A 19,368-nucleotide genomic window follows, 5' to 3' on the forward strand; every position below is an offset into this window, starting at 1 on the left:
AGAATCAACGCCGCCGGGTACGGTGGGCCTGCACTCGACGGTCACGTCGGGTCGCATCCAGCCGGCGCCAATGCCACTGCTAACTGCGAAGAGCCCCTAATCTCTCGTACCTCGCTATCCTGACCTGGGTCGCTCAGCCGCCGGGGCCCGGAGTTTCTGGGTTTCGCCAGTTCTGCCGCGCGAGCGCTGGGCACTGACATCTTCGCGCGCTCGAAGTCGTGCATGTTTCCGAGCCGCATCGACTTGAGGAGGATCGGCGCAACCGGGTCGATGACCGAAGCTCCCCGATATGACCGTGAGCGTATTCGGCGTCGGGATCGCGCTCATTTCCGACATCGTTCAAGGCAAGAGGTTCCGCTCCCGCGGGATATTCGCACTTTTGCACGGCCGCGAAGTGCCCGGGCCGCCCCTGTCGAGTGGCATCGCGGCGATGGTCGTCGGCAATTAGGGGTGGCTGTCGGGTTGGTCGCTCTTGATCTGTTCGACCCCCTCGGCGCAGCGCCCCGGTCGTGGTGACCGCGACGACACTCGTGCTCAGGTGGCGGCACCTCGTCGGAGCCGACGGAGCGGAGCAGCTGAATGCAATCGTGCTGATGGGCGCTACGCTGACTTTCGTACCGGTCGTCGGTGGCTGGGTGCGACGGCGACCACGTTTGTTGTACTCAAGGGGTTTTGGGGCTGATGAGGCAGTGAAGAACAAGACCATCTACATACCGGAAGTTGATGCTGATCGGACGAAGTCCGTGCCGTTGTGTATGTACACACCCACGTGTTCCCCTACCCGCACACACCCGCACCTGCCAGATGTTGGGCGAGACGATTCGAGTCGGCATCGAGTTCGCGGTAGGTGAGCTGCCCATCCCCGCACACGATCACTTCGAACAGGTCCGCGAGGTTCAGCGACAGCGAGTTTCCTTCCGACACAGTGGCATGAGGTGCAGCCAAGTGCCACCTGTCACTTCACGCGTCTTCGCAACTCTCGGCGAGTGAGACCGGAGTACATCACACTCGGCGTCGGAACGATCAACGCCCCGGTGCGTTTCGCACCGGGGCGTTCGGATACATCTCCGCCTTCGGGTCAGGCGCTCTTGTCGCGACGCTCCCGATCCGCCTTGCGAGGCACGATCGTCGGGAGCACGTTGTCGTTGACGGTCTCGGCCGTCACGACGACCTTCGCCACGTCGTCGCGGCTCGGGATGTCGTACATCACGGGCAGGAGCACTTCCTCCATGATGGCGCGCAGGCCACGGGCACCGGTTCCTCGGAGGATCGCCTGGTCGGCAACCGCTTCGAGTCCGTCCTGCGTGAACTCCAGTTCGACGCCGTCCATCTCGAACAGACGCACGTACTGCTTGACCAGAGCGTTCTTGGGCTCCGACAGGATCTGCACGAGCGAATCCTTGTCGAGATTCGTCACCGACGCCAGAATCGGCAGACGGCCGATGAATTCGGGGATCAGGCCGAACTTGATCAGATCCTCCGGCATGACGTCGGCGAAGTGATCGGTGGTGTCGATCTCGGCCTTCGACCGCACCTCGGCGCCGAATCCGATACCGCGCTTACCGACACGGTCGGACACGATCTTCTCGAGGCCGGCGAACGCCCCCGCGACGATGAACAAGACGTTGGTCGTGTCGATCTGGATGAATTCCTGGTGCGGATGCTTGCGACCACCCTGCGGCGGGACGGAGGCCTGGGTGCCCTCGAGGATCTTCAGCAGTGCCTGCTGCACCCCTTCACCGGAGACGTCGCGGGTGATCGACGGGTTCTCGCTCTTCCGGGCGATCTTGTCGACCTCGTCGATGTAGATGATGCCCGTCTCGGCGCGCTTGACGTCGTAGTCGGCGGCCTGGATGAGCTTGAGGAGAATGTTCTCGACATCCTCACCGACATAGCCGGCCTCGGTCAGGGCGGTCGCGTCGGCGATGGCGAAGGGCACGTTGAGCATCTTCGCGAGAGTCTGCGCGAGATAGGTCTTGCCGCAGCCGGTCGGGCCGAGCAACAAGATGTTGGACTTCGCGAGTTCGACGGTCTCCCCGCGGGAGTCGCGGCCCTTGTCGCCGGCCTGAATGCGCTTGTAATGGTTGTAGACCGCTACGGCGAGTGTGCGCTTGGCGGCGTCCTGGCCGATCACGTAGTTGTCGAGGAAGTCACGGATCTCGGCCGGCTTGGGCAGCTCGTCGAGTTTGACCTCACTGGTCTCGGCGAGTTCCTCCTCGATGATCTCGTTGCAGAGATCGATGCACTCGTCGCAGATGTAGACACCGGGGCCCGCAATGAGCTTCTTGACCTGCTTCTGGCTCTTTCCGCAGAAGGAGCACTTGAGCAGATCTCCGCCGTCACCGATACGTGCCATCAGTCAGGTCCCTACTTCCTCGTGTACGTGCAACCGATCCCGCGACCACCGTTCGAAGAGGTCCCGGGGAGCGGGCCCTTTGATCGACCGTACCCGGATCCCGGCGCGCAGGTCGACTGGTTCTGCGCGTTTCGGATCATATTTGTACAGCACCGCCTGTGGCGGCGATCACAGTCCCGGCGGCGGCGGTCCCGAGGGAAGACCTTCCCCGGGACCGCCCGCGTCGTCGCTACTTCTGGGCCGAGAGCTTCCGGTACTCGAGGACCCGGTCGATCAAGCCGTACTCGACGGCCTGTTCCGCGGTGAGGATCTTGTCGCGGTCGGTGTCCTTGCGGATCTGCTCGGGTTCCTTGCCGGTGTGCTTCGCGAGCGTCGTCTCCATGAGGCTGCGCATGCGCTCGATCTCGGCGGCCTGGATCTCCAGATCGGAGACCTGGCCCTGGATTCCACCCGTCGCCGGCTGATGGATCAGCACGCGGGCATTCGGCAGGGCCAGACGCTTGCCGGGGGTACCGGCGGCCAGCAGAACGGCCGCGGCGGACGCCGCCTGCCCGAGGCACACCGTCGTGATATCGGCACGCACGTACTGCATGGTGTCGTAGATCGCCATGAGGGACGTGAACGAACCGCCGGGCGAGTTGATGTACATCGTGATGTCACGGTCGGGATCGAGCGACTCGAGCACGAGCAGCTGCGCCATCACGTCGTTGGCCGACGCGTCGTCCACCTGGACACCGAGGAAGATGATGCGCTCTTCGAAGAGCTTGTTGTACGGGTTGGACTCCTTGACGCCGTAGCTCGAGTGCTCGATGAACGACGGGAGGATGTAGCGGCTCGCGGGCGAGGCAGGAGCGGCGCCGCCGAGCTGACGCGGATCGAACATGTTGGTCATCGCTTCTCCAAGAATTCGGTGGGGTGAGGGCAGATCGGGCGACGGACTAGTTGCCGGTGCCGCCGGCCTGCTGTGCCCGGGACACGACGTGGTCGACGAAGCCGTATTCGAGCGCCTGCTGCGCCGTGAACCAGCGGTCGCGGTCGGAGTCCTTGGTGATCTGCTCCACCGTCTGGCCCGTGTGCTCCGCGATGAGCTCGGCCATTTCGCGCTTGGTGTGCGCGAACTGCTCCGCCATGATCGCGATGTCGCTCGCCGTACCACCGATACCTGCGGACGGCTGGTGCATCATGATCCGCGCGTGCGGAAGGGCGTAACGCTTGCCCCGGGTGCCGGCCGACAACAGGAACTGGCCCATCGACGCGGCCAGACCCATCGCGAAAGTCGCGACGTCGCATTCGACGAACTGCATCGTGTCGTAGATCGCCATGCCGGCCGTGACCGAACCGCCCGGCGAGTTGATGTACAGCGAGATGTCGCGGGTGGGGTCCTCGGCCGACAGCAGAAGGATCTGCGCGCACAGCTTGTTCGCGATGTCGTCGTCGACCTGGGTGCCCAGGAAGATGATGCGCTCGCGGAGCAGGCGTTCGTACACCGAGTCGCTGAGGTTCAGCCCAGCGGTGGCCGAGGTCATCGTGGGACCGATGGATGTCGCCGGATTCTGAGGAGTCACGGGTACCTGCCTTCTCGTCGATCGTGGATTGCTGACACTGACACTAACGAAAGGGGGCGGCACCGGATGCCCGGTGCCGCCCCTCTTCGCTCAAAGCGGAAATTCGCGTCGGTCGACTCTCGGATCTCCGCGGAACGTTCCGACTACTCGGAGGCCGAGTCCTCGGTGGTCTCCGCCTCGGCGTTCTCCTCGTCATCCTTCTTGGTGCCGAACAGCTCGCTGGTGTCGACGGTCGCGCCGGTGGTGTCGGTCACGGTAGCGCGATCGACGACGGTGCCGAGGGCCTTACCACGGCGCACGTCGGCAAAGACGGCTCCGAGCTGGTTGGCCTGGCTGATCTGCTGGATGAACTGCTCCGGCGGGATGCCGTAGCGCTGCGCCTGGAAGAAGATGCGCTCGGTCAGCTCCTGCTGCTCGACCGTGGTGCCCTCCGCTTCCGCGATCGCATCGAGAAGCAGCTGGGTCTTCACCGAGCGCTCGGCGGACTCGCGTGCTTCCTTGTCGAACTCCTCGCGGCTCGAACCCTGGGCCTCGAGCAGCTCGTTCAGCTTGCTCTCGTCGTGGTCGAGCTCGTGGATCGCGTCGTGCAGCGCGCTGTCGACCTCGGCCTTGACAGCAGCCTCGGGCACCGGGATCTCGACCTTCTCGAGGAGCTCCTCGAGCACCTTGTCCCGGATCTGCCCGGCCTGCTCGACCTGCTTGACGCGCTCGACCCGCTCACGCAGGTCGGCCTCGAGCTCGGCGATGGTGTCGAACTCGCTCGCGAGCTGAGCGAACTCGTCGTCGGCCTCGGGGAGCTCGCGCTCCTTGACGGTGTTGACCTTGACGGTGACGACGGCTTCCTTCCCGGCGTACTCACCGGCGACCAGCGTGGAGGTGAACTCCGTCGACTCGCCCGCCGACAGGCCGATGATCGCCTCGTCGAGACCGTCGATGAGCTGGCCCGAACCGACCTCGTGCGACAGCCCCTCGGTGGCGGCCTCGGGAACCTCGTTGCCGTCGACCGTCGCGGACAGGTCGATCGAGACGAAGTCGCCGTCCTGCACCGGACGCTCGACACCGGTCAGGGTGCCGAAACGCTGACGCAGCGAGAGCATCTGCTCGGCGATGTCCTCGTCGGTGATCTCGACGGGATCGACGGTGACGGCGATCTCGGAGAAGTCCGGGAGAGTGATCTCGGGACGGACGTCGACCTCGGCGGCGAACACCAGCTCGACGTTGTCCTCGAGCTTGGTGACGTCGATCTCGGGCTGGCTGATGACCTTGACGTCGTTCGCGGTCACGGCCTCGGTGTAGCGGCTCTGGATGGCTTCGTTGATCACCTGATCCAGCACGGCGCCGCGGCCGATGCGAGCCTCGAGGATCTTGCGGGGAGCCTTACCGGGACGGAAGCCCGGGATACGGACCTGGCCGGCGAGGGCCTGGAAAGCGCGGTCGAAATCAGGCTGGAGCTCCTCGAAGGGCACCTCAACATTGATACGGACTCGCGTCGGGCTCAGCTGCTCGACGGTGCTCTTCACGGACGTGCTCCTTCTGTCGTGCTCTCTTGTCGGTCGTTCGTTCACTACTGAGCGCGCTGACGCTGTTCGATCTGGTCGGGATGACAGGATTCGAACCTGCGACCCTCCGCTCCCAAAGCGGATGCGCTACCAAGCTGCGCCACATCCCGGTCGTGAAGGCACCCGCAGTCGATCCGCGGGACCCATCGCAGAATCCTACGGCCCCCCGATTATGAAATCCAAAGCGAGGTCCGGTACAGTCTCATCTCGCAAGCCGCAGCACCGGTTGATCACCGGCGCCGCAGCCTTGGGGATGTAGCTCAATGGTAGAGCCCCAGTCTTCCAAACTGGCTACGCGGGTTCGATTCCCGTCATCCCCTCCACGCCCACCCTCGGGTGGGGACAACGCCCCCGACCTGCCGCGACAGGCTCGGGGGCGTTGCTCGTTCCGGGGGCTTCGACGAGGTGACCGCGGGCCGGTACCGACATTCCCTCGACACCTCACCCGATCGATGAGATCATGCGAACGAGGTTGAGAAGCAGCCGCCACGAGTCGTTCGAATGCGACCTCGGCTGCAGTCCGCCTCGATCGATGTACCGGCGCAGACGCCGGGCACCACGCGGATCGCCCGACTCGTCTTCCGAATTCCGAACGACCACGTGGGTCACCGCCCCACGACGCCGCGTCGCGTCCACGCACGCGACCCGAATGCGGGTGGGTGGTCGTCGGGTGGCACCGCAGGGGGGTGCCCGGGAACCGGCACCGTCCCACCCTCCGGCCGACCGGAGTCGGATCGTTCGGCTCCGGTCGGTCCGGGTTCTTCGATTCTCGAGGCGAGCGGCGCGAGTTTCGGCCATCGTAGAGAAGGGAAACCCATTCGACGCGGCACAGGTCGGTCGAGAAGGCGTCGAGGTCGCCCCGACGACGTCCACCCGTGCCGAAGCGCCTCATGAGCAAGGGAGGCGGCGATGACGCGGCGCCCGAGACGGCGTTCGTTCGCACCTGCCACGGCCAGGAAATCCGGACCAGCGAACACCTCGCGCGCCGATCCCGGCCCGACGGTAGGAGTCGAGGAAGAGTTCTTCCTCGTCGACCCGGCAGCCGAGCGGCTCGCCGAGAGCAACGAACTCGTCATAGCCGCCGGGAAGCTGCTCGGGGCCCGGATCGGCCACGAACTCAAGCGTATTCAGGTCGAAGTCGATACGCCGGTCTGCCGTACCACCGCCGAACTCCGGGCCCGCGTGCTCGAAGGACGCGCCACCGCGGCTGCCGCAGCCCTGCAACATCGGATGGGGTTGCTTGCGTCGGGGGTCTCACCGACGGTTCAACCGCTCGCGCTCGTGACGGATGAGCCCCGGTACCGCGCAATGGCCGATCGTTACGGGCAACTCGTCGACGAGCAGGAGGTCTGCGGCTGCCACGTACACGTCGGCGTGGCAGACCGTGAGACAGCGGTACAGGTCTGCAATCACGTCCGGTTGTGGTTGCCCACACTGCTGGCGTCGACGGCGAACTCGCCGATCTACCGGGGCCGTGACACCGGATATGCGAGTTGGCGGGCGATCATCGCCGGCCGCTGGCCGTGCTCGGGTCCTCCACCTCATTTCACGTCGGCGGCTCACTACGATGCCGTCACCGCCATGATGCTCGACAGCGGCAACATCCTCGATGCGGGCATGATCTATTGGGATGTACGTCCGTCCGCGCATCTGCCTACTGTCGAGGTGCGGGTGAGCGACGTTCCGGCTTCGGTCGACGAAACCGTCCTTCTGGCGATCTTCGTCAGGGCCCTCGTCGCCACCGCCGAACGGGCTGTCCGAGGGGGCGTGACCGCTCCCCCGGTCCCGGACGACGTCGTTCGCGCCGCCTATCTGTGTGCAGCGCGCGAGGGGCCGACCGGCCGTGCGATAGACGTGGTCACGGGGCGGATGACGAGCGCCCCGCATTCCTTGCGCGCCCTCCTTCGGCACGTCCGCCCACAGCTCGAGGAGACGGGCGACTACCGGCGCACGGTGAAAATGATGGAGACGATCCTCGCTCGCGGCACCGGGGCGGTGTGGCAGCGGCGCGCCTTCGGAGAACGCCGCAATCCTGCCGACATCGTCGAAGTCCTGACACGGCAGTTCGTCACGGAGTCGTGGACGCGAACGGTCCCCGGCGGTAGCCGACCCACCCCGGACGTCCCGGCCGTCTGAGTAACCGGCACAGCCAGGTGTGCCGGACTCGTCGTTTGGTCGCTTCGACGCCGGGTACCCGCGACGACACGAACCACGACGAGGAGCACGCATGCGCGCGATGGTCTATCGCGGCCCGTATCGGGTCCGCGTCGAAGAGAAGGACATCCCCCGGATCGAACATCGGAACGACGCGATCGTACGCGTCGAACTCGCAGCGATCTGCGGATCCGACCTGCATCTCTACCACGGGATGATGCCCGATACCCGCGTCGGTACGACGTTCGGACACGAATTCGTCGGGGTCGTCCACGAGGTGGGCTCATCGGTGCAGAACCTGAAACCCGGCGACCGGGTGATGGTGCCGTTCAACGTCTACTGCGGGTCCTGTTTCTTCTGCGCGCGTGGTTTGTACTCGAACTGCCACAACGTCAATCCGAACGCCACGGCGGTGGGCGGTATCTACGGCTACTCGCACACGTGCGGGGGTTACGACGGCGGCCAGGCGGAGTTCGTACGGGTGCCGTTCGCAGACGTCGGTCCCACCCTCATCCCCGACTGGATGGACGGCGAGGACGCCTTGATGCTCACGGACGCGCTCGCGACCGGATATTTCGGGGCCCAACTCGGCGACATCATCGAGGGCGACACCGTCGTGGTCTTCGGCGCCGGTCCGGTGGGCCTCTATGCTGCGAAATCCGCCTGGTTCATGGGCGCCGGACGGGTCATAGTGATCGACCACCTCGAGTACCGATTGCAGAAGGCGCGGACCTTCGCGCACGCGGAGACCTACAACTTCGCCGAGTACGACGACATCGTCGTCCACTTGAAGAAGATCACCGACCATCTCGGGGCGGATGTCGCCATCGACGCGGTCGGCGCGGAAGCGGACGGCAACTTCCTGCAGCACGTCACCGCCGCGAAACTGAAGTTGCAGGGCGGGTCTCCGGTGGCACTGAACTGGGCGATCGACAGCGTCCGCAAGGGCGGCACCATCTCGGTGATGGGTGCCTACGGCCCGATCTTCAGTGCCGTGAAGTTCGGCGACGCCATGAACAAGGGGTTGACCCTGCGGATGAACCAGTGCCCGGTCAAACGCCAGTGGCCCCGATTGTTCGAGCACGTCCGCAACGGCTATCTGAAGCCGAACGACATCGTCACGCACCGCGTACCGCTCGAGCACATCGCGGAGGCCTACCACATGTCCTCGTCGAAGCTCGACGGGTGCATCAAACCGATCATCGTCACCGACGGGAACTGAGGGGATTCACCATGGCCTACACCGCAGAGAAGCCCGGACCCCGTGCGACCTCCGACCAGTTGCGCGCGCGTATCCCCGGGTGGGGAGTCGACCTGGATCCGAGGGACCGACCGTCCGTCCCGAAGGAACGGTTCGCGCCCGAGGTGACCGGCGCCCATTGGGACTTTCCCGAACGTCAACCCGGGTACGACACCCGCGAACGCTCGATCGAGCACGCCTTCGTCACGCCGGTCTTCGGCACCGCGGCACCGCTGAAAGGGCTGTCCGGTGCCGTTCGCAGGTACGCCTATCGGCGATACAGCGAAGGCCGTGCCGCGCACTGGCTGCTCCTGATCGGTGCCGATCGCATCGACGTCGTCGAGAGCCGCATCCGTGCCGTCCTACAGGGCAAGCCGGACAATCCCGTGACGGAGAGCGGCCTCCGCTCCGAGATCACCGGACACGGTGGATCGGCGCGACGCCGCAGTCCACGCGCCGACGTCAAACACCAGTGGCTCGATCCATTCGTCTCCGGAGCACCGTGGATCGCCGCTGCAGGATTCGTTGCGGCGGCCGTGGGACGCAGGAAGACCCGAGCACAGAAACGAGAGGATGCCCGTGGCTAGCCCCGGAACCGAGAACGTCGTATCACCTTTTCGGCTCGATAGTGCAAAGCGAGAGCAAAGCACCGGAGTTCGGGGTTCACAATATGAGACGGTCCCTCATGTGAAGGACGCCTCCGATGGTTCCGCGCGGCCGCATGCCGCCGGTTCCTCGGTGGCCGCTGCCGTCCTTCTCGATGCGAGCCCGGACTGGGATCGGATCGCAGAGGTACTCACACCCGGCAACCACGAGTGGCCTGTTTTCCGACACCGCGTGGTCGAACTCCCTTTCGGGCTCGACCCGCCGCGCCGGCCGGGAGATCCGGTTTCGGATCCACCGTGGCATCTCGAACGGGTCACGTTGCCCGCGCCGGCGAGTTTCGGGGAAGCGCTCGCCTTCGCACGGTCGGCAGCCGAACCGACCGACCTGCAGAATCCGGGATGGGAAGTGACCCTGCTGGACGGCCTGGACGGCGGGCAGTCGGCACTGGTGATCCGGCTCCGCCACCTCGGTTCCGCGCTGAGCAAAGATCAGTCCGATTCGATGTTGTCGTGGGCGAAGTCGGTGTCCGAACAGAGTGCCGACTCGTTCCGCACTGCCGCGAGCGTGTTCACCTCGCTCGGTACCGGGCTGGTCAGGGCCCTGCTCGGGCGTTCCGACGCGGGTGGCGACAAGCCCAGGCACCGGATCCCACGTCTGCACGTGCTCGACGCTGATCTCGACGCACTGCGACGCACCTGCGAGCGGGCCGGTTGCCGCGTCTCGAGCGGGGTGACTGCGGCGATGGTCCTCGCCTGCACCGAATATCGCCGCCGCCACGGACGCACGCTCGACGCCGGCCTGCGAGTCGTCGTTCCGGGACCGGACGGCGGGGCAATCCCGGGGCTCTCCGACCACCCGGCGGAGCTCGGCGCCCACGGCGCGGTCGATCTCATGCAGCGCATCGACATGTCGTTTCCGTCCTCCGACCGAGGGCCGTCGGCCGACTCCGACCTTTCCATCGGCCCGCGCGACCTGGTGGTATCCACGCTTCCCGGCTCCCACACACCGCTCTATGTGGGTGGCGCGAAGATCGAGCGGTACTACGGTTTCGGTACTGCCGACGGCGCCATGCTCACTGCATCGGCGATGTCCTATCGGGACACCTGCTGCATGGGCCTGACGGTGGATCCGACCGCCGTCCCGCACCGCGAATCGTTCGACTCCTGCCTGCAGGAAGCGATGCGCGCAGTTCTCGGGGAATGACCCGCGCATCGGTACGCTGGAGAACAGGAAACTCCCCCGACCGGAAGGATCGGCAGTGGAACTTCTGCTCATCATCGCGGCCGTCGGTGCCGTGGTGTATTTCGTCTCCCGGTCTCAGAAGAGCACCACGCGTCATCGGACCGACACCCTCGACGACGCCAAGGCCGACGCGCGGCAGGCCATCGAGCGCCTCGGTGGACAGATCTACAACCTCACCGGCACCGACGACGCGTCACGCCAGGCGCTCGCCGACGCCTCCGAGCGTTTCACCGCCGCAGGCTCCCAGATCGAGCAGGCCACAACTCCGATGCAGGCGCGACTGGCCAAGCAGACGGCTCTCGAAGGCCTCTACTACATCCGGGCAGCCCGTACCGCGATGGGAATGGATCCCGGCCCCGAGATCCCCACACTCGACGGACAGAAGTCGGCCGGGGAGGTCACGGAGAAGCGCACCGTCGATTTCGAAGGCCGCACGATCGCCGCGTCACCGTCGCCCTCCTCCACGACTCCGAACTATTATCCCGGCGGCCGGGTCGCGGGCCGGCCTGTCCCCGCGGGCTGGTACTCGGAGCCCTGGTGGAAACCCGCTCTCGTCGCGGGCGCATGGGGTGTCGGCTCGATGCTGCTCTTCTCCTCGCTGTTCGCCGGGATGGCCGGTGTGCCCTACGACGCGCAGGCATTCGAGTCCGGCGCAGGTGATGCGGGAGCCGACGCCGGTGGAGACTACGGTGGGGACGAATACGGCGGCGGTGAAGAATACGGCGGGGACGATCTCGGTGGCGACAGCTTCGGCGGCGGAGACTCCGGCGGTTTCGACTTCGGTGGCTTCGACTTCTGAGCCCGGCCACCGTCAGCGGGGCGGACGCCTCAGGACGGCTGACAGACCGGGCACCAGAACAGGTTCCGTGCCTGCATGACCAAGTGGAGCACGGAAGTGCCGCATACGCGGCAGGGTTCGCCGGTGCGGCGGTAGACGTACGTCCGGGGCCTGTTCTTCGCGTAGGCCGGAGCGCCATGGTCGTGTTCCGGTCGGACGACATGCATGCGCCCGTGCTTCACCCCGATATTCATCAGCTCGACGAGATCTGCCCAGATCGCATCGAACTCCTTGTGGGACAAAGCATTTCCGGGACGTTCCGGATGAATTCCGTGACGGAACAACACTTCGGCCCGGTACACATTGCCCACCCCGGCGATCACCGCCTGGTTCATCAACAACGAACCGATCGCAGTGCGCGACTTCCCGATCCGGCGCCAGGCCTGTTCCGGATCGGCGTCGGGACGTAACGGGTCGGGGCCGAGCCGCGCCTCGATCGCGTCGACCTCCCCCTCGGTGAGCACCTCACATGCAGTCGGCCCGCGCAGGTCACTGCCGTGGCAGGCCCCGATCATCCGCATGCGCACTTGCCCGACGGGTTCACCCAGAGGCAGCTCCCGGTCGGTGAACTCACCGTAGATCCCGAGATGAACGTGGACGGCGAGACCGCCCTCGTAGTGATGGAAGAGATGCTTTCCCCACGCGTCCGCGTGGGTCAGGACGCGCCCGTCCACGGCGGCAGCGCCGTCGTCGAACCGGCCCTGAGGGCTGGACACCCGCACCGGCGCACCCGAGTACCACTCGTGGTGCAACCGGGCGAGCCGGTGCAGGATGTGTCCTTCGGGCACGGATCAGGCGGGTGTGCCGGGCACTGCCGGTGCCTGACCGGTCTTCTCGTACTCGGCGAGAATGTCGATCCGGCGCTGGTGACGCTCTTCGTTCGACCACTCGGTCGACAGGAAGGCATCGACGATCGCGAGAGTCTCCTCGAGGCTGTGCATGCGACCGCCGATACCGATGAGCTGCGCATTGTTGTGCTCGCGCGCGAGCTTCGCAGTATCCACGCTCCACGCCAGAGCGCAGCGGGCGCCCGGCACCTTGTTGGCGGCGATCTGCTCACCGTTACCGCTGCCGCCGAGCACGATGCCCAGGCTGCCCTCGTCGGCCACCGTGCGCCGCGCGGCCTCGACGCAGAACGCCGGGTAGTCGTCGAGGGCGTCGTACTCGAAAGCACCGCAGTCGATCGGCTCGTGGCCGGTCTTCTTCAGATGCTCGATGATCTCATTCTTCCGTTCGAAGCCCGCGTGGTCGGCTCCCAGGTAAACGCGCATGAGCAGAGTCTATCGAGGACGGCCCGCCCGCCCGCACCGGCCGCACGACTGCAGGAGTTCGGCCACACATCACCGGCCGCCTTCCGAGATCGTGCACCGTTGCGGGCAGACCATCCGACCGTCGCTCGGGTCACGACGCTCCGTCGTGTGCCGCGCGCTGCTCCGTCAGTCGAAGGTGGGCTCCTCGTCACGGCTGCGCTTGAGTTCGAAGAAGTGCGGATAGGACGCGAGGGCGACCACGCCGTCCCACACCTTTCCGGCCTCCTCACCGCGCGGGATCTTCGAGAGCACGGGACCGAAGAAGGCGATGCCGTTGACATGGATGGTGGGGGTGCCGACGTCCTGGCCCACCTTGTCCATGCCCGCATGGTGGCTCGCGCGCAACGCCTCGTCGTAGTCCTCGCTGGTCGCCGCGCCGGCCAAGGCAAGGTCCAGGTCGAGTTCGGCGAGCGAACCGGCGATCACGTCCGCGAAATCCTTGTTGCCCTCGTTGTGGATGCGGGTACCCATCGCCGTGTACAGGGGGGACAGGATGTCGTCTCCGTACTTCTCGGCTGCGGCGATCGCCACGCGCACGGGCCCCCACGCCTTCTTCATCGCCTCTGCGTACTCCTCGGGCAGATCCCGCCCTTCGTTCAGCACTGCCAGGCTCATCACGTGGAATCGCGCCTCGATGTCGCGCACCTTCGTGACCTCGAGGATCCAGCGTGAGGTGATCCAGCACCAGGGACACACGGGGTCGAACCAGAAGTCCGCGGTGTCCTTGCCGGACGAGGACGCGGTAGTCAGGTCGCTCAAGAAGATCTCCTCACAGAGTTCGGTACGAATCCGGACGGCTACGGAGCCGTGCAACACGGATCCGTCGCCGATTCTTCCCGAACCCGGACCGGGCATGTGCAGTACCCGTACCGTCGGGACAGAGAAGTAGGTCCGGCACGCACGCAGTGGAGGCACCACGATGTCGGGTGAGGAAACGTTTCTGATCGTCGGCGCCGGTCTGGCCGGAGCCAAACTGGCAGAGGAACTGCGAGCCCGGGACTTTCCGGGACGGATCCTGCTGTTCGGCGCGGAAGAGCATCTGCCGTACGAGCGGCCACCGCTGTCGAAGGACTACTTCGCCGGGCGTAAACGACTCGCCGATTTCACCGTGCACGGCGGCGACTGGTACCGGGACCACCGCGTCGAACTGCAACTCGGTACGACCGTCACTGCACTCGACCCGGCCGCGCACCGCGTGACGTTGCCGGACGGTTCCACGCAGCGCTACGACAAGCTGGCACTCGCGACCGGCTCGACTCCCCGGACGCTCCCGCTCCCCGGTGCCGATGCCGCCGGCGTGCACGTCCTGCGCACGGTCGAGGATTCCGATGCGTTGCTCGCCGCTGTACACGGCGAGACCGACCACGCGGGGTGGCTGGCCATCATCGGGGCGGGATGGATCGGCATGGAGATCGCCGCGAATGCCCGCGGTCGCGGTGCCGGAGTGGTGCTCGTCGAGTCGGCGAGAGAACCGCTGCTCGGCTCACTCGGCGAGGAGATGGGCTCGGTGTTCGCCGACCTGCACCGCGCGCACGGTGTCGATCTGCGGACGAACACCTCGGTGCGCGAGATCGTCGCCTACGACGGTCGCGCGAGCGGCATCCGGTTCGGCGACGACAGTGTGGTGCCCGCGGACGCCGTGCTCGTCGCGGTCGGGGCGCGCCCGAACGTCGACCTGGCCCGCGATGCCGGGCTCGCGGTCGACGACGGCGTGCTCGTCGACGCATCGATGCGGACGAGCGATCCGGACATCGTGGCCGTCGGCGACATCGCGTCCGCAGAGCACCCGCTGCTCGGTACCCGGGTGCGCGTCGAACACTGGGCGAACGCCCTGAACCAGCCGGCCGTCGCGGCCGCGACGATGCTCGGGCGCGAGGCGACCTACGACCGGCTCCCCTATTTCTTCACCGACCAGTACGAGCTGGGAATGGAGTATCTCGGGCTCGCTCCCCCTGATGCGCGGGTCATCACCCGCGGCGACGTGTCCGGCCTGGAGTTCCTCGCGTTCTGGCTCGACGACGAGCGCCGCGTCCGCGCGGGGATGAACGTCGATATCTGGGACGCCGGCGACGACATCCGCGCTCTGGTCACTTCCGGCCGCCCCGTCGACCCCGACAGGCTGGCCGACCCTGCGGTGCCGTTGTCCGACGTCGCTCCGTGAGCGCCCGTCGATCATGATGGGATGGACGTCGACCGGCATTCCGTCGTGAGAAGGAGTTCATTCCGTGGCACCACCGAATCTGACCCGTGAGCAGGCCGCCGAACGGGCCGCGGTCCTGTCCGTCGACAACTACAGCATCGAACTGGACCTGACCGACGGTGCCGGCGCCCCCGGCTCGACGACATTCCGGTCTGTCACCACCGTCCGGTTCGACGCGACCGAGGGCGCCTCGACCTTCATCGATCTCATCGCCCGGACGGTGCACTCGGCGACTCTCAACGGCGAACCCGTGGACGTCTCGGGGTACAGCGAGGAGACCGGAATCGCCCTGACCGGGCTCTCCGCCCACAACGAACTCGTCGTCGACGCCGACTGCCTCTACACCAACACCGGTGAAGGCCTGCACCGCTTCGTCGACCCCACCGACGGCGCGGTCTATCTGTACTCGCAGTTCGAAACTGCCGACGCCAAGCGCATGTTCGCGTGCTTCGATCAGCCCGATCTCAAGGCCACCTTCGACCTGACGGTCACCGCGCCGCAGGACTGGGCGGTGATCTCGAATGCAGAGACCGTCGAGACGGTGGCAGCGCAACCCGGCACCCACATCTTCCGTACCACCCCACGGATGAGCACATATCTTGTCGCGCTCATCGCCGGGCCGTACGCGGTATGGTCCGACGAGTACACCGACGAGCACGGCACCATCCCGCTCCGGATCTTCTGCCGCGCGTCCCTGGCCGAGTACATGGACGCCGACCGGTTGTTCACCGAGACCAAGCAGGGCTTCGGTTTCTACCACGCCAATTTCGGAATTCCCTACGCCTTCGGCAAGTACGACCAGTTGTTCGTGCCCGAATTCAATGCGGGCGCGATGGAGAATGCCGGCGCGGTGACCTTCCTCGAGGACTACGTCTTCCGGTCCAAGGTCACCCGCTATTCGTACGAGCGCCGCGCCGAGACGGTTCTGCACGAGATGGCCCACATGTGGTTCGGCGACCTCGTCACCATGCGCTGGTGGGACGACCTGTGGCTCAACGAGTCCTTCGCGACGTTCGCGTCGGTGCTGTGCCAGGCTTCGGCCACCGAGTACACCAACGCGTGGACGACCTTCGCGAACGTCGAGAAGTCGTGGGCGTACCGACAGGATCAGTTGCCGTCGACGCACCCGATCGCCGCCGATATCCCGGATCTCGCGGCGGTCGAGGTCAACTTCGACGGGATCACCTACGCGAAGGGTGCTTCGGTGCTCAAACAGCTCGTCGCGTACGTGGGTCAGGAGCCCTTCCTCGCCGGTCTGCGTGAGTACTTCCGTGACCACGCCTACGGCAACGCGACATTCGACGACCTGCTCGCCGCACTCGAGAAAGCCTCCGGCCGTGACCTGTCGGACTGGGGCGCACAGTGGCTCAAGACCACCGGCCTGAACATCCTGCGACCGGAGTTCGAGGTCGACGAACAGGGACGCTTCACGCGTTTCACCGTCGTGCAGGAAGGTGCCACGCCCGGTGCCGGCGAGTTCCGCGTGCATCGCCTCGCTATCGGTGTGTACGACGACGACGGTTCCGGGAAGCTCACGCGCAGCCATCGCGTGGAGATCGATCTCGACGCCACCGAGCGCACCGACGTCCCCGAGTTGATCGGTGTGCCACGCGGTGCATTCGTGCTCGTCAACGACGACGACCTGACGTACTGCTCGGTGCGGCTCGACGAGGACTCGCTCGCCACCGTGATCGCCCGGGTGGGCGACATCGCGGAGTCCTTGCCGCGCACCCTGGTGTGGTCGGCGGCGTGGGAGATGACTCGCCAGGCCGAGATGAAGGCCCGCGATTTCGTCGCACTCGTCCAGCGCGGTATCGCGGCGGAAACCGAGGTCGGTGTCGTCCAGCGCCTGCTCCTGCAGGCCCACACCGCGCTGGAAAGCTATGCCGACCCGGTCTGGGCCGCAGAACACGGCCGGTCGGATTTCGCCAACCGGTTGCTCGAACTGGCCCGTGAATCCGAACCGGGCTCCGACCATCAGCTCGCCTTCGTCAACGCGCTGACCACCGCAGCTCTGTCCCCCTGGCACACCGAAGTGCTCGAGGAACTGCTCGGCGGGGATCCGGCGACGGTCGGTCTCCCGGGACTCACGGTCGACACCGATCTGCGCTGGCGGATCGTCCAGGCCCTCGCTGCCGCGGGAGAGGTCGACGCGGAAGGCGTCGAGTCACCCTTCATCGACGCGGAAGCCGAGCGCGACCCGACGGCCGCCGGTGCCCGCCAGGCCGCAGCCGCTCGTGCGGCGCGACCGCAGGAGGCTGTCAAGGAGCAGGTGTGGCAGACGGTCGTGCACGACGACAGCGTCCCGAACATCACCGCGCGTGCGGTGATCGGCGGCTTCGCTCCGGCCGGGCAGAGTGAACTCCTCGAGTCCTATGTGGCGCGCTACTTCGAAGAGGTGCCGGGAGTGTGGGCGCGCCGATCCAGCGAGGTCGCGCAGACCGTGGTGATCGGTCTCTACCCGTCGTGGTCCATCAGTGAGCAGTCGGTGGCGGCTGCCGACGAATTCCTCGCCGGTGAGCACCCGCCGGCTCTGCGTCGGCTCGTCGTGGAGGGCCGCGCCGGCGTCGTACGCTCGTTGAGAGCACGCGCGTTCGACGCGTCCTGACGAAGTACCGCACCCGCAAGACGACCGTGGCCCGCTGCCACTCCTGTCAAGGAGCGGCAGCGGGCCACGGGAGTCGTGGGCTACGAGCCTAGGGAGCGATCATCGCATTCGCGATGACGCGGACGGCGCTGGTGATGCCGTCGAGCAGATTCCCCTGACCGAACGACGAGACCGCCGCCGTCACGCCGAGCTGGAGCACCCGGTCGGTGGCGCGATCGGCCGCAGAGCTGCCCGAGCGGATCTCGATGCTCCGCTGGTTCGGGTAGACCGCGATGAGGACGGAGTCGGCGGCATCCGGCGTGGTCGGCAGCAGGGCGTCGGTCGCCGCGGCAGGATCGGCGGCGTCGCCGATGTACACCGTGAACCGCACGCCGGTCGCGCGAAGAGCGCCGGTGAGCGTGTCGTCGAGGGTGATGAGGTCGCGGTCCTTGAAGGGCGCGCCCGTGAACGGCTGACCGAGACCGCGCACCGTGGAGATACGCCCGCTCGAGGTGATGGCCGCGCCGTGCGGCAGATCTTCCGGTGCGACGACCGGACGCTGGATCACGTCACCACTTGCCACTTGCGGTACCTCCGATCAACTCCGCCGAGGTCAGTGCGGCATGACCGTGACCAGCATGCGGGTATTTCCAGGGATGGGTCGATTCGTCCGTCGCCGTCCACAGGAGTGGCTCGTGCTCCCATTTCCGGTCGAGCGTGTACGGGTCGTCCGAGGGGGTCGAGCCCGGGTACTTGCTCATGACGAAGGACAGCCCACCGAAGACCAAGACGATCAGCAGCGGGATGCCGACGAAGATCAGGGTTGTCTCGAGAATGCTCACAGCCAAACGTTATCCCAGGCGGCCCGGAAAGGCTGCATACGCCCCGAAAACGAACCGCCGGAGGCCGGCGGTCCGCGAGCACGGCTTCTGCGTCAGGCCGCACCCTCACCGAGATAGGGCAACCACGTCGGGTGCAGTTCCGGCAGGGTGGCGAGCAGGCGCCAGTGCCGGCCCTTGGGCGGATTCGGCACCACACGCAGGGTCCATCCGAGTTCGACGAGCAGTTTGTCGGCTTTGCGATGGTTGCACGGCGCACAGCACGCGACGCAGTTCTCCCAGCTGTGCTCGCCGCCGCGACTGCGCGGAACGACGTGGTCGATCGTCTCGGCCTTGCCTCCGCAGTAGGCGCATCGGTTTCGGTCCCGGTGCATCAGCGCTGCTCGCGTCAGCGGGACTCGCGCATGGTAAGGGACGCGCACGTAGGTGCGGAGGCGGATCACGGAGGGCAGTTGAACGGACCATTCGGCCGACCGCACGAGCGGGGCGCCCGGATCGTCGTGCACGGTATCGGCCTTGCCTCCTGCCATGAGGATCACGGCTCTCCGTGCAGGCAGGGCTGTGAGCGGCTCGTACGTCGCGTTGAGCAGCAACACCCGACGTTTCAACCACTCGGGTACGGTCGCGGTGCTGTCGTGCACCATGCGCAGTGTGGTGGCCCCCGGCGCCCCCTCGAGGGCATCCGCGGGCGGGAGTTGTCGATGCGAGCTGCTGCGGTGCTTCATACGACCTCCGAAAAGACTGGGAACAGTGGACCACGGATACTCCACAAACGCACCCCGAATCAGTGGACCGATCGAGGTCGGCCCGGTGAACATCCGGTGGCGGCGGGCCCGGTACGGCTCGCCGGGCGGCGCGCGCCCGGGAGCGGG

General features: G+C 66.3%; 18 protein-coding genes and 2 tRNA genes. 8 read left to right on the forward strand and 12 right to left on the reverse strand.

Going from position 1 to position 19,368, the window contains the following annotated elements; all coding sequences use genetic code 11:
- Nucleotides 1-777 precede the first annotated feature (777 nt).
- The 6 genes from ABZ789_RS18355 to ABZ789_RS18380 all read right to left on the reverse strand — a co-directional run bounded on the left by ABZ789_RS18355 (nt 778) and on the right by ABZ789_RS18380 (nt 5,590).
- Nucleotides 778-945, reverse strand: a complete 168-nt coding sequence (locus ABZ789_RS18355; RefSeq protein ID WP_358426549.1) for a hypothetical protein — start codon at nt 943-945, stop codon at nt 778-780.
- Nucleotides 946-1,078: 133 nt separating this feature from the next.
- Nucleotides 1,079-2,356 (reverse strand): ATP-dependent Clp protease ATP-binding subunit ClpX, encoded by a 1,278-nt coding sequence (gene clpX, locus ABZ789_RS18360; protein WP_358426552.1) that lies wholly within the window; start codon nt 2,354-2,356, stop codon nt 1,079-1,081.
- A gap of 229 nt (nt 2,357-2,585) precedes the next feature.
- Complete coding sequence (locus ABZ789_RS18365) at nt 2,586-3,248, reverse strand: ATP-dependent Clp protease proteolytic subunit (protein ID WP_358426555.1); 663 nt, start codon at nt 3,246-3,248, stop codon at nt 2,586-2,588.
- A gap of 46 nt (nt 3,249-3,294) precedes the next feature.
- Nucleotides 3,295-3,921, reverse strand: a complete 627-nt coding sequence (locus tag ABZ789_RS18370) for an ATP-dependent Clp protease proteolytic subunit (RefSeq protein ID WP_308196961.1) — start codon at nt 3,919-3,921, stop codon at nt 3,295-3,297.
- Between the two features lie 143 nt (nt 3,922-4,064).
- Nucleotides 4,065-5,441, reverse strand: coding sequence for a trigger factor (tig, locus tag ABZ789_RS18375; RefSeq protein WP_358426558.1), 1,377 nt, complete (start codon nt 5,439-5,441; stop codon nt 4,065-4,067).
- Nucleotides 5,442-5,513: 72 nt separating this feature from the next.
- A tRNA-Pro gene (locus ABZ789_RS18380) sits at nt 5,514-5,590 on the reverse strand.
- A gap of 139 nt (nt 5,591-5,729) precedes the next feature.
- On the opposite strand from ABZ789_RS18380, the gene ABZ789_RS18385 reads away from it, so the two are divergent.
- The 6 genes from ABZ789_RS18385 (at nt 5,730) to ABZ789_RS18410 (ending at nt 11,521) form a co-directional block, all read left to right on the forward strand.
- Nucleotides 5,730-5,803 (forward strand) — tRNA-Gly (locus tag ABZ789_RS18385).
- A gap of 586 nt (nt 5,804-6,389) precedes the next feature.
- Nucleotides 6,390-7,616 (forward strand): glutamate--cysteine ligase, encoded by a 1,227-nt coding sequence (locus tag ABZ789_RS18390; protein ID WP_358426561.1) that lies wholly within the window; start codon nt 6,390-6,392, stop codon nt 7,614-7,616.
- A 91-nt stretch (nt 7,617-7,707) separates the two neighbouring features.
- Nucleotides 7,708-8,856: a zinc-dependent alcohol dehydrogenase gene (locus ABZ789_RS18395; RefSeq protein WP_358426564.1), complete on the forward strand. Its 1,149-nt coding sequence runs from the start codon at nt 7,708-7,710 to the stop codon at nt 8,854-8,856.
- Nucleotides 8,857-8,867: 11 nt separating this feature from the next.
- Nucleotides 8,868-9,461 (forward strand): hypothetical protein, encoded by a 594-nt coding sequence (locus tag ABZ789_RS18400; protein WP_358426567.1) that lies wholly within the window; start codon nt 8,868-8,870, stop codon nt 9,459-9,461.
- Between the two features lie 100 nt (nt 9,462-9,561).
- Nucleotides 9,562-10,683 (forward strand): wax ester/triacylglycerol synthase domain-containing protein, encoded by a 1,122-nt coding sequence (locus ABZ789_RS18405; protein ID WP_358426570.1) that lies wholly within the window; start codon nt 9,562-9,564, stop codon nt 10,681-10,683.
- Between the two features lie 55 nt (nt 10,684-10,738).
- A complete protein-coding gene (locus tag ABZ789_RS18410; RefSeq protein WP_358426573.1) occupies nt 10,739-11,521 on the forward strand; it encodes a DUF1542 domain-containing protein in 783 nt (260 codons plus the stop codon).
- A 29-nt stretch (nt 11,522-11,550) separates the two neighbouring features.
- Here the strand turns inward: ABZ789_RS18410 and ABZ789_RS18415 are convergent, their stop codons facing one another.
- The 3 genes from ABZ789_RS18415 to ABZ789_RS18425 all read right to left on the reverse strand — a co-directional run bounded on the left by ABZ789_RS18415 (nt 11,551) and on the right by ABZ789_RS18425 (nt 13,629).
- A complete protein-coding gene (locus ABZ789_RS18415) occupies nt 11,551-12,348 on the reverse strand; it encodes a zinc finger domain-containing protein (protein ID WP_358426576.1) in 798 nt (265 codons plus the stop codon).
- A gap of 3 nt (nt 12,349-12,351) precedes the next feature.
- Nucleotides 12,352-12,831, reverse strand: coding sequence for a ribose-5-phosphate isomerase (locus tag ABZ789_RS18420; RefSeq protein WP_358426579.1), 480 nt, complete (start codon nt 12,829-12,831; stop codon nt 12,352-12,354).
- Between the two features lie 165 nt (nt 12,832-12,996).
- The gene (locus ABZ789_RS18425) at nt 12,997-13,629 is read right to left on the reverse strand and encodes a DsbA family protein (RefSeq protein ID WP_358426581.1); all 633 of its coding nucleotides are present in this window, start codon (nt 13,627-13,629) and stop codon (nt 12,997-12,999) included.
- A 160-nt stretch (nt 13,630-13,789) separates the two neighbouring features.
- Here ABZ789_RS18425 and ABZ789_RS18430 point away from each other — a divergent pair, with 160 nt between their 5' ends.
- Together ABZ789_RS18430 and pepN are read left to right on the forward strand one after the other, a co-directional pair.
- The gene (locus ABZ789_RS18430; protein ID WP_358426584.1) at nt 13,790-15,031 is read left to right on the forward strand and encodes an FAD-dependent oxidoreductase; all 1,242 of its coding nucleotides are present in this window, start codon (nt 13,790-13,792) and stop codon (nt 15,029-15,031) included.
- 64 nt (nt 15,032-15,095) lie between these two features.
- On the forward strand, nt 15,096-17,678 hold the full coding sequence (gene pepN / locus ABZ789_RS18435) for an aminopeptidase N (protein WP_358426587.1): 2,583 nt from the start codon (nt 15,096-15,098) through the stop codon (nt 17,676-17,678).
- Between the two features lie 88 nt (nt 17,679-17,766).
- On the opposite strand, the gene ABZ789_RS18440 is transcribed toward pepN, so the two are convergent.
- From ABZ789_RS18440 to ABZ789_RS18450, 3 genes are all read right to left on the reverse strand, one after another.
- Nucleotides 17,767-18,240: a DUF5130 family protein gene (locus tag ABZ789_RS18440; RefSeq protein WP_358426590.1), complete on the reverse strand. Its 474-nt coding sequence runs from the start codon at nt 18,238-18,240 to the stop codon at nt 17,767-17,769.
- Nucleotides 18,227-18,499 carry a hypothetical protein gene (locus tag ABZ789_RS18445; RefSeq protein ID WP_358426593.1) on the reverse strand — a complete coding sequence of 91 codons (273 nt, stop codon included), beginning with the start codon at nt 18,497-18,499 and terminating at the stop codon, nt 18,227-18,229. The genes ABZ789_RS18440 and ABZ789_RS18445 overlap by 14 nt, the downstream gene beginning before the upstream one ends.
- A gap of 92 nt (nt 18,500-18,591) precedes the next feature.
- Nucleotides 18,592-19,221 carry an HNH endonuclease gene (locus tag ABZ789_RS18450; protein WP_358426596.1) on the reverse strand — a complete coding sequence of 210 codons (630 nt, stop codon included), beginning with the start codon at nt 19,219-19,221 and terminating at the stop codon, nt 18,592-18,594.
- Between the last annotated feature and the right edge of the window lie 147 nt (nt 19,222-19,368).

This window comes from Rhodococcus sp. NPDC047139, from assembly GCF_040643435.1.
In the GTDB taxonomy this organism is placed as follows: domain Bacteria; phylum Actinomycetota; class Actinomycetes; order Mycobacteriales; family Mycobacteriaceae; genus Rhodococcus.

Bases quoted from the DNA above. Each gene is read 5' to 3' on its own strand.
- ABZ789_RS18390 (WP_358426561.1), top strand. From the start codon at position 6,390: ATGACGCGGCGCCCGAGACGGCGTTCGTTCGCACCTGCCACGGCCAGG.
- ABZ789_RS18400 (WP_358426567.1), top strand. From the start codon at position 8,868: ATGGCCTACACCGCAGAGAAGCCCGGACCCCGTGCGACCTCCGACCAG.
- ABZ789_RS18365 (WP_358426555.1), bottom strand. From the start codon at position 3,248: ATGACCAACATGTTCGATCCGCGTCAGCTCGGCGGCGCCGCTCCTGCC.
- ABZ789_RS18430 (WP_358426584.1), top strand. From the start codon at position 13,790: ATGTCGGGTGAGGAAACGTTTCTGATCGTCGGCGCCGGTCTGGCCGGA.
- ABZ789_RS18395 (WP_358426564.1), top strand. From the start codon at position 7,708: ATGCGCGCGATGGTCTATCGCGGCCCGTATCGGGTCCGCGTCGAAGAG.
- ABZ789_RS18450 (WP_358426596.1), bottom strand. From the start codon at position 19,221: ATGAAGCACCGCAGCAGCTCGCATCGACAACTCCCGCCCGCGGATGCC.
- ABZ789_RS18420 (WP_358426579.1), bottom strand. From the start codon at position 12,831: ATGCGCGTTTACCTGGGAGCCGACCACGCGGGCTTCGAACGGAAGAAT.
- clpX (WP_358426552.1), bottom strand. From the start codon at position 2,356: ATGGCACGTATCGGTGACGGCGGAGATCTGCTCAAGTGCTCCTTCTGC.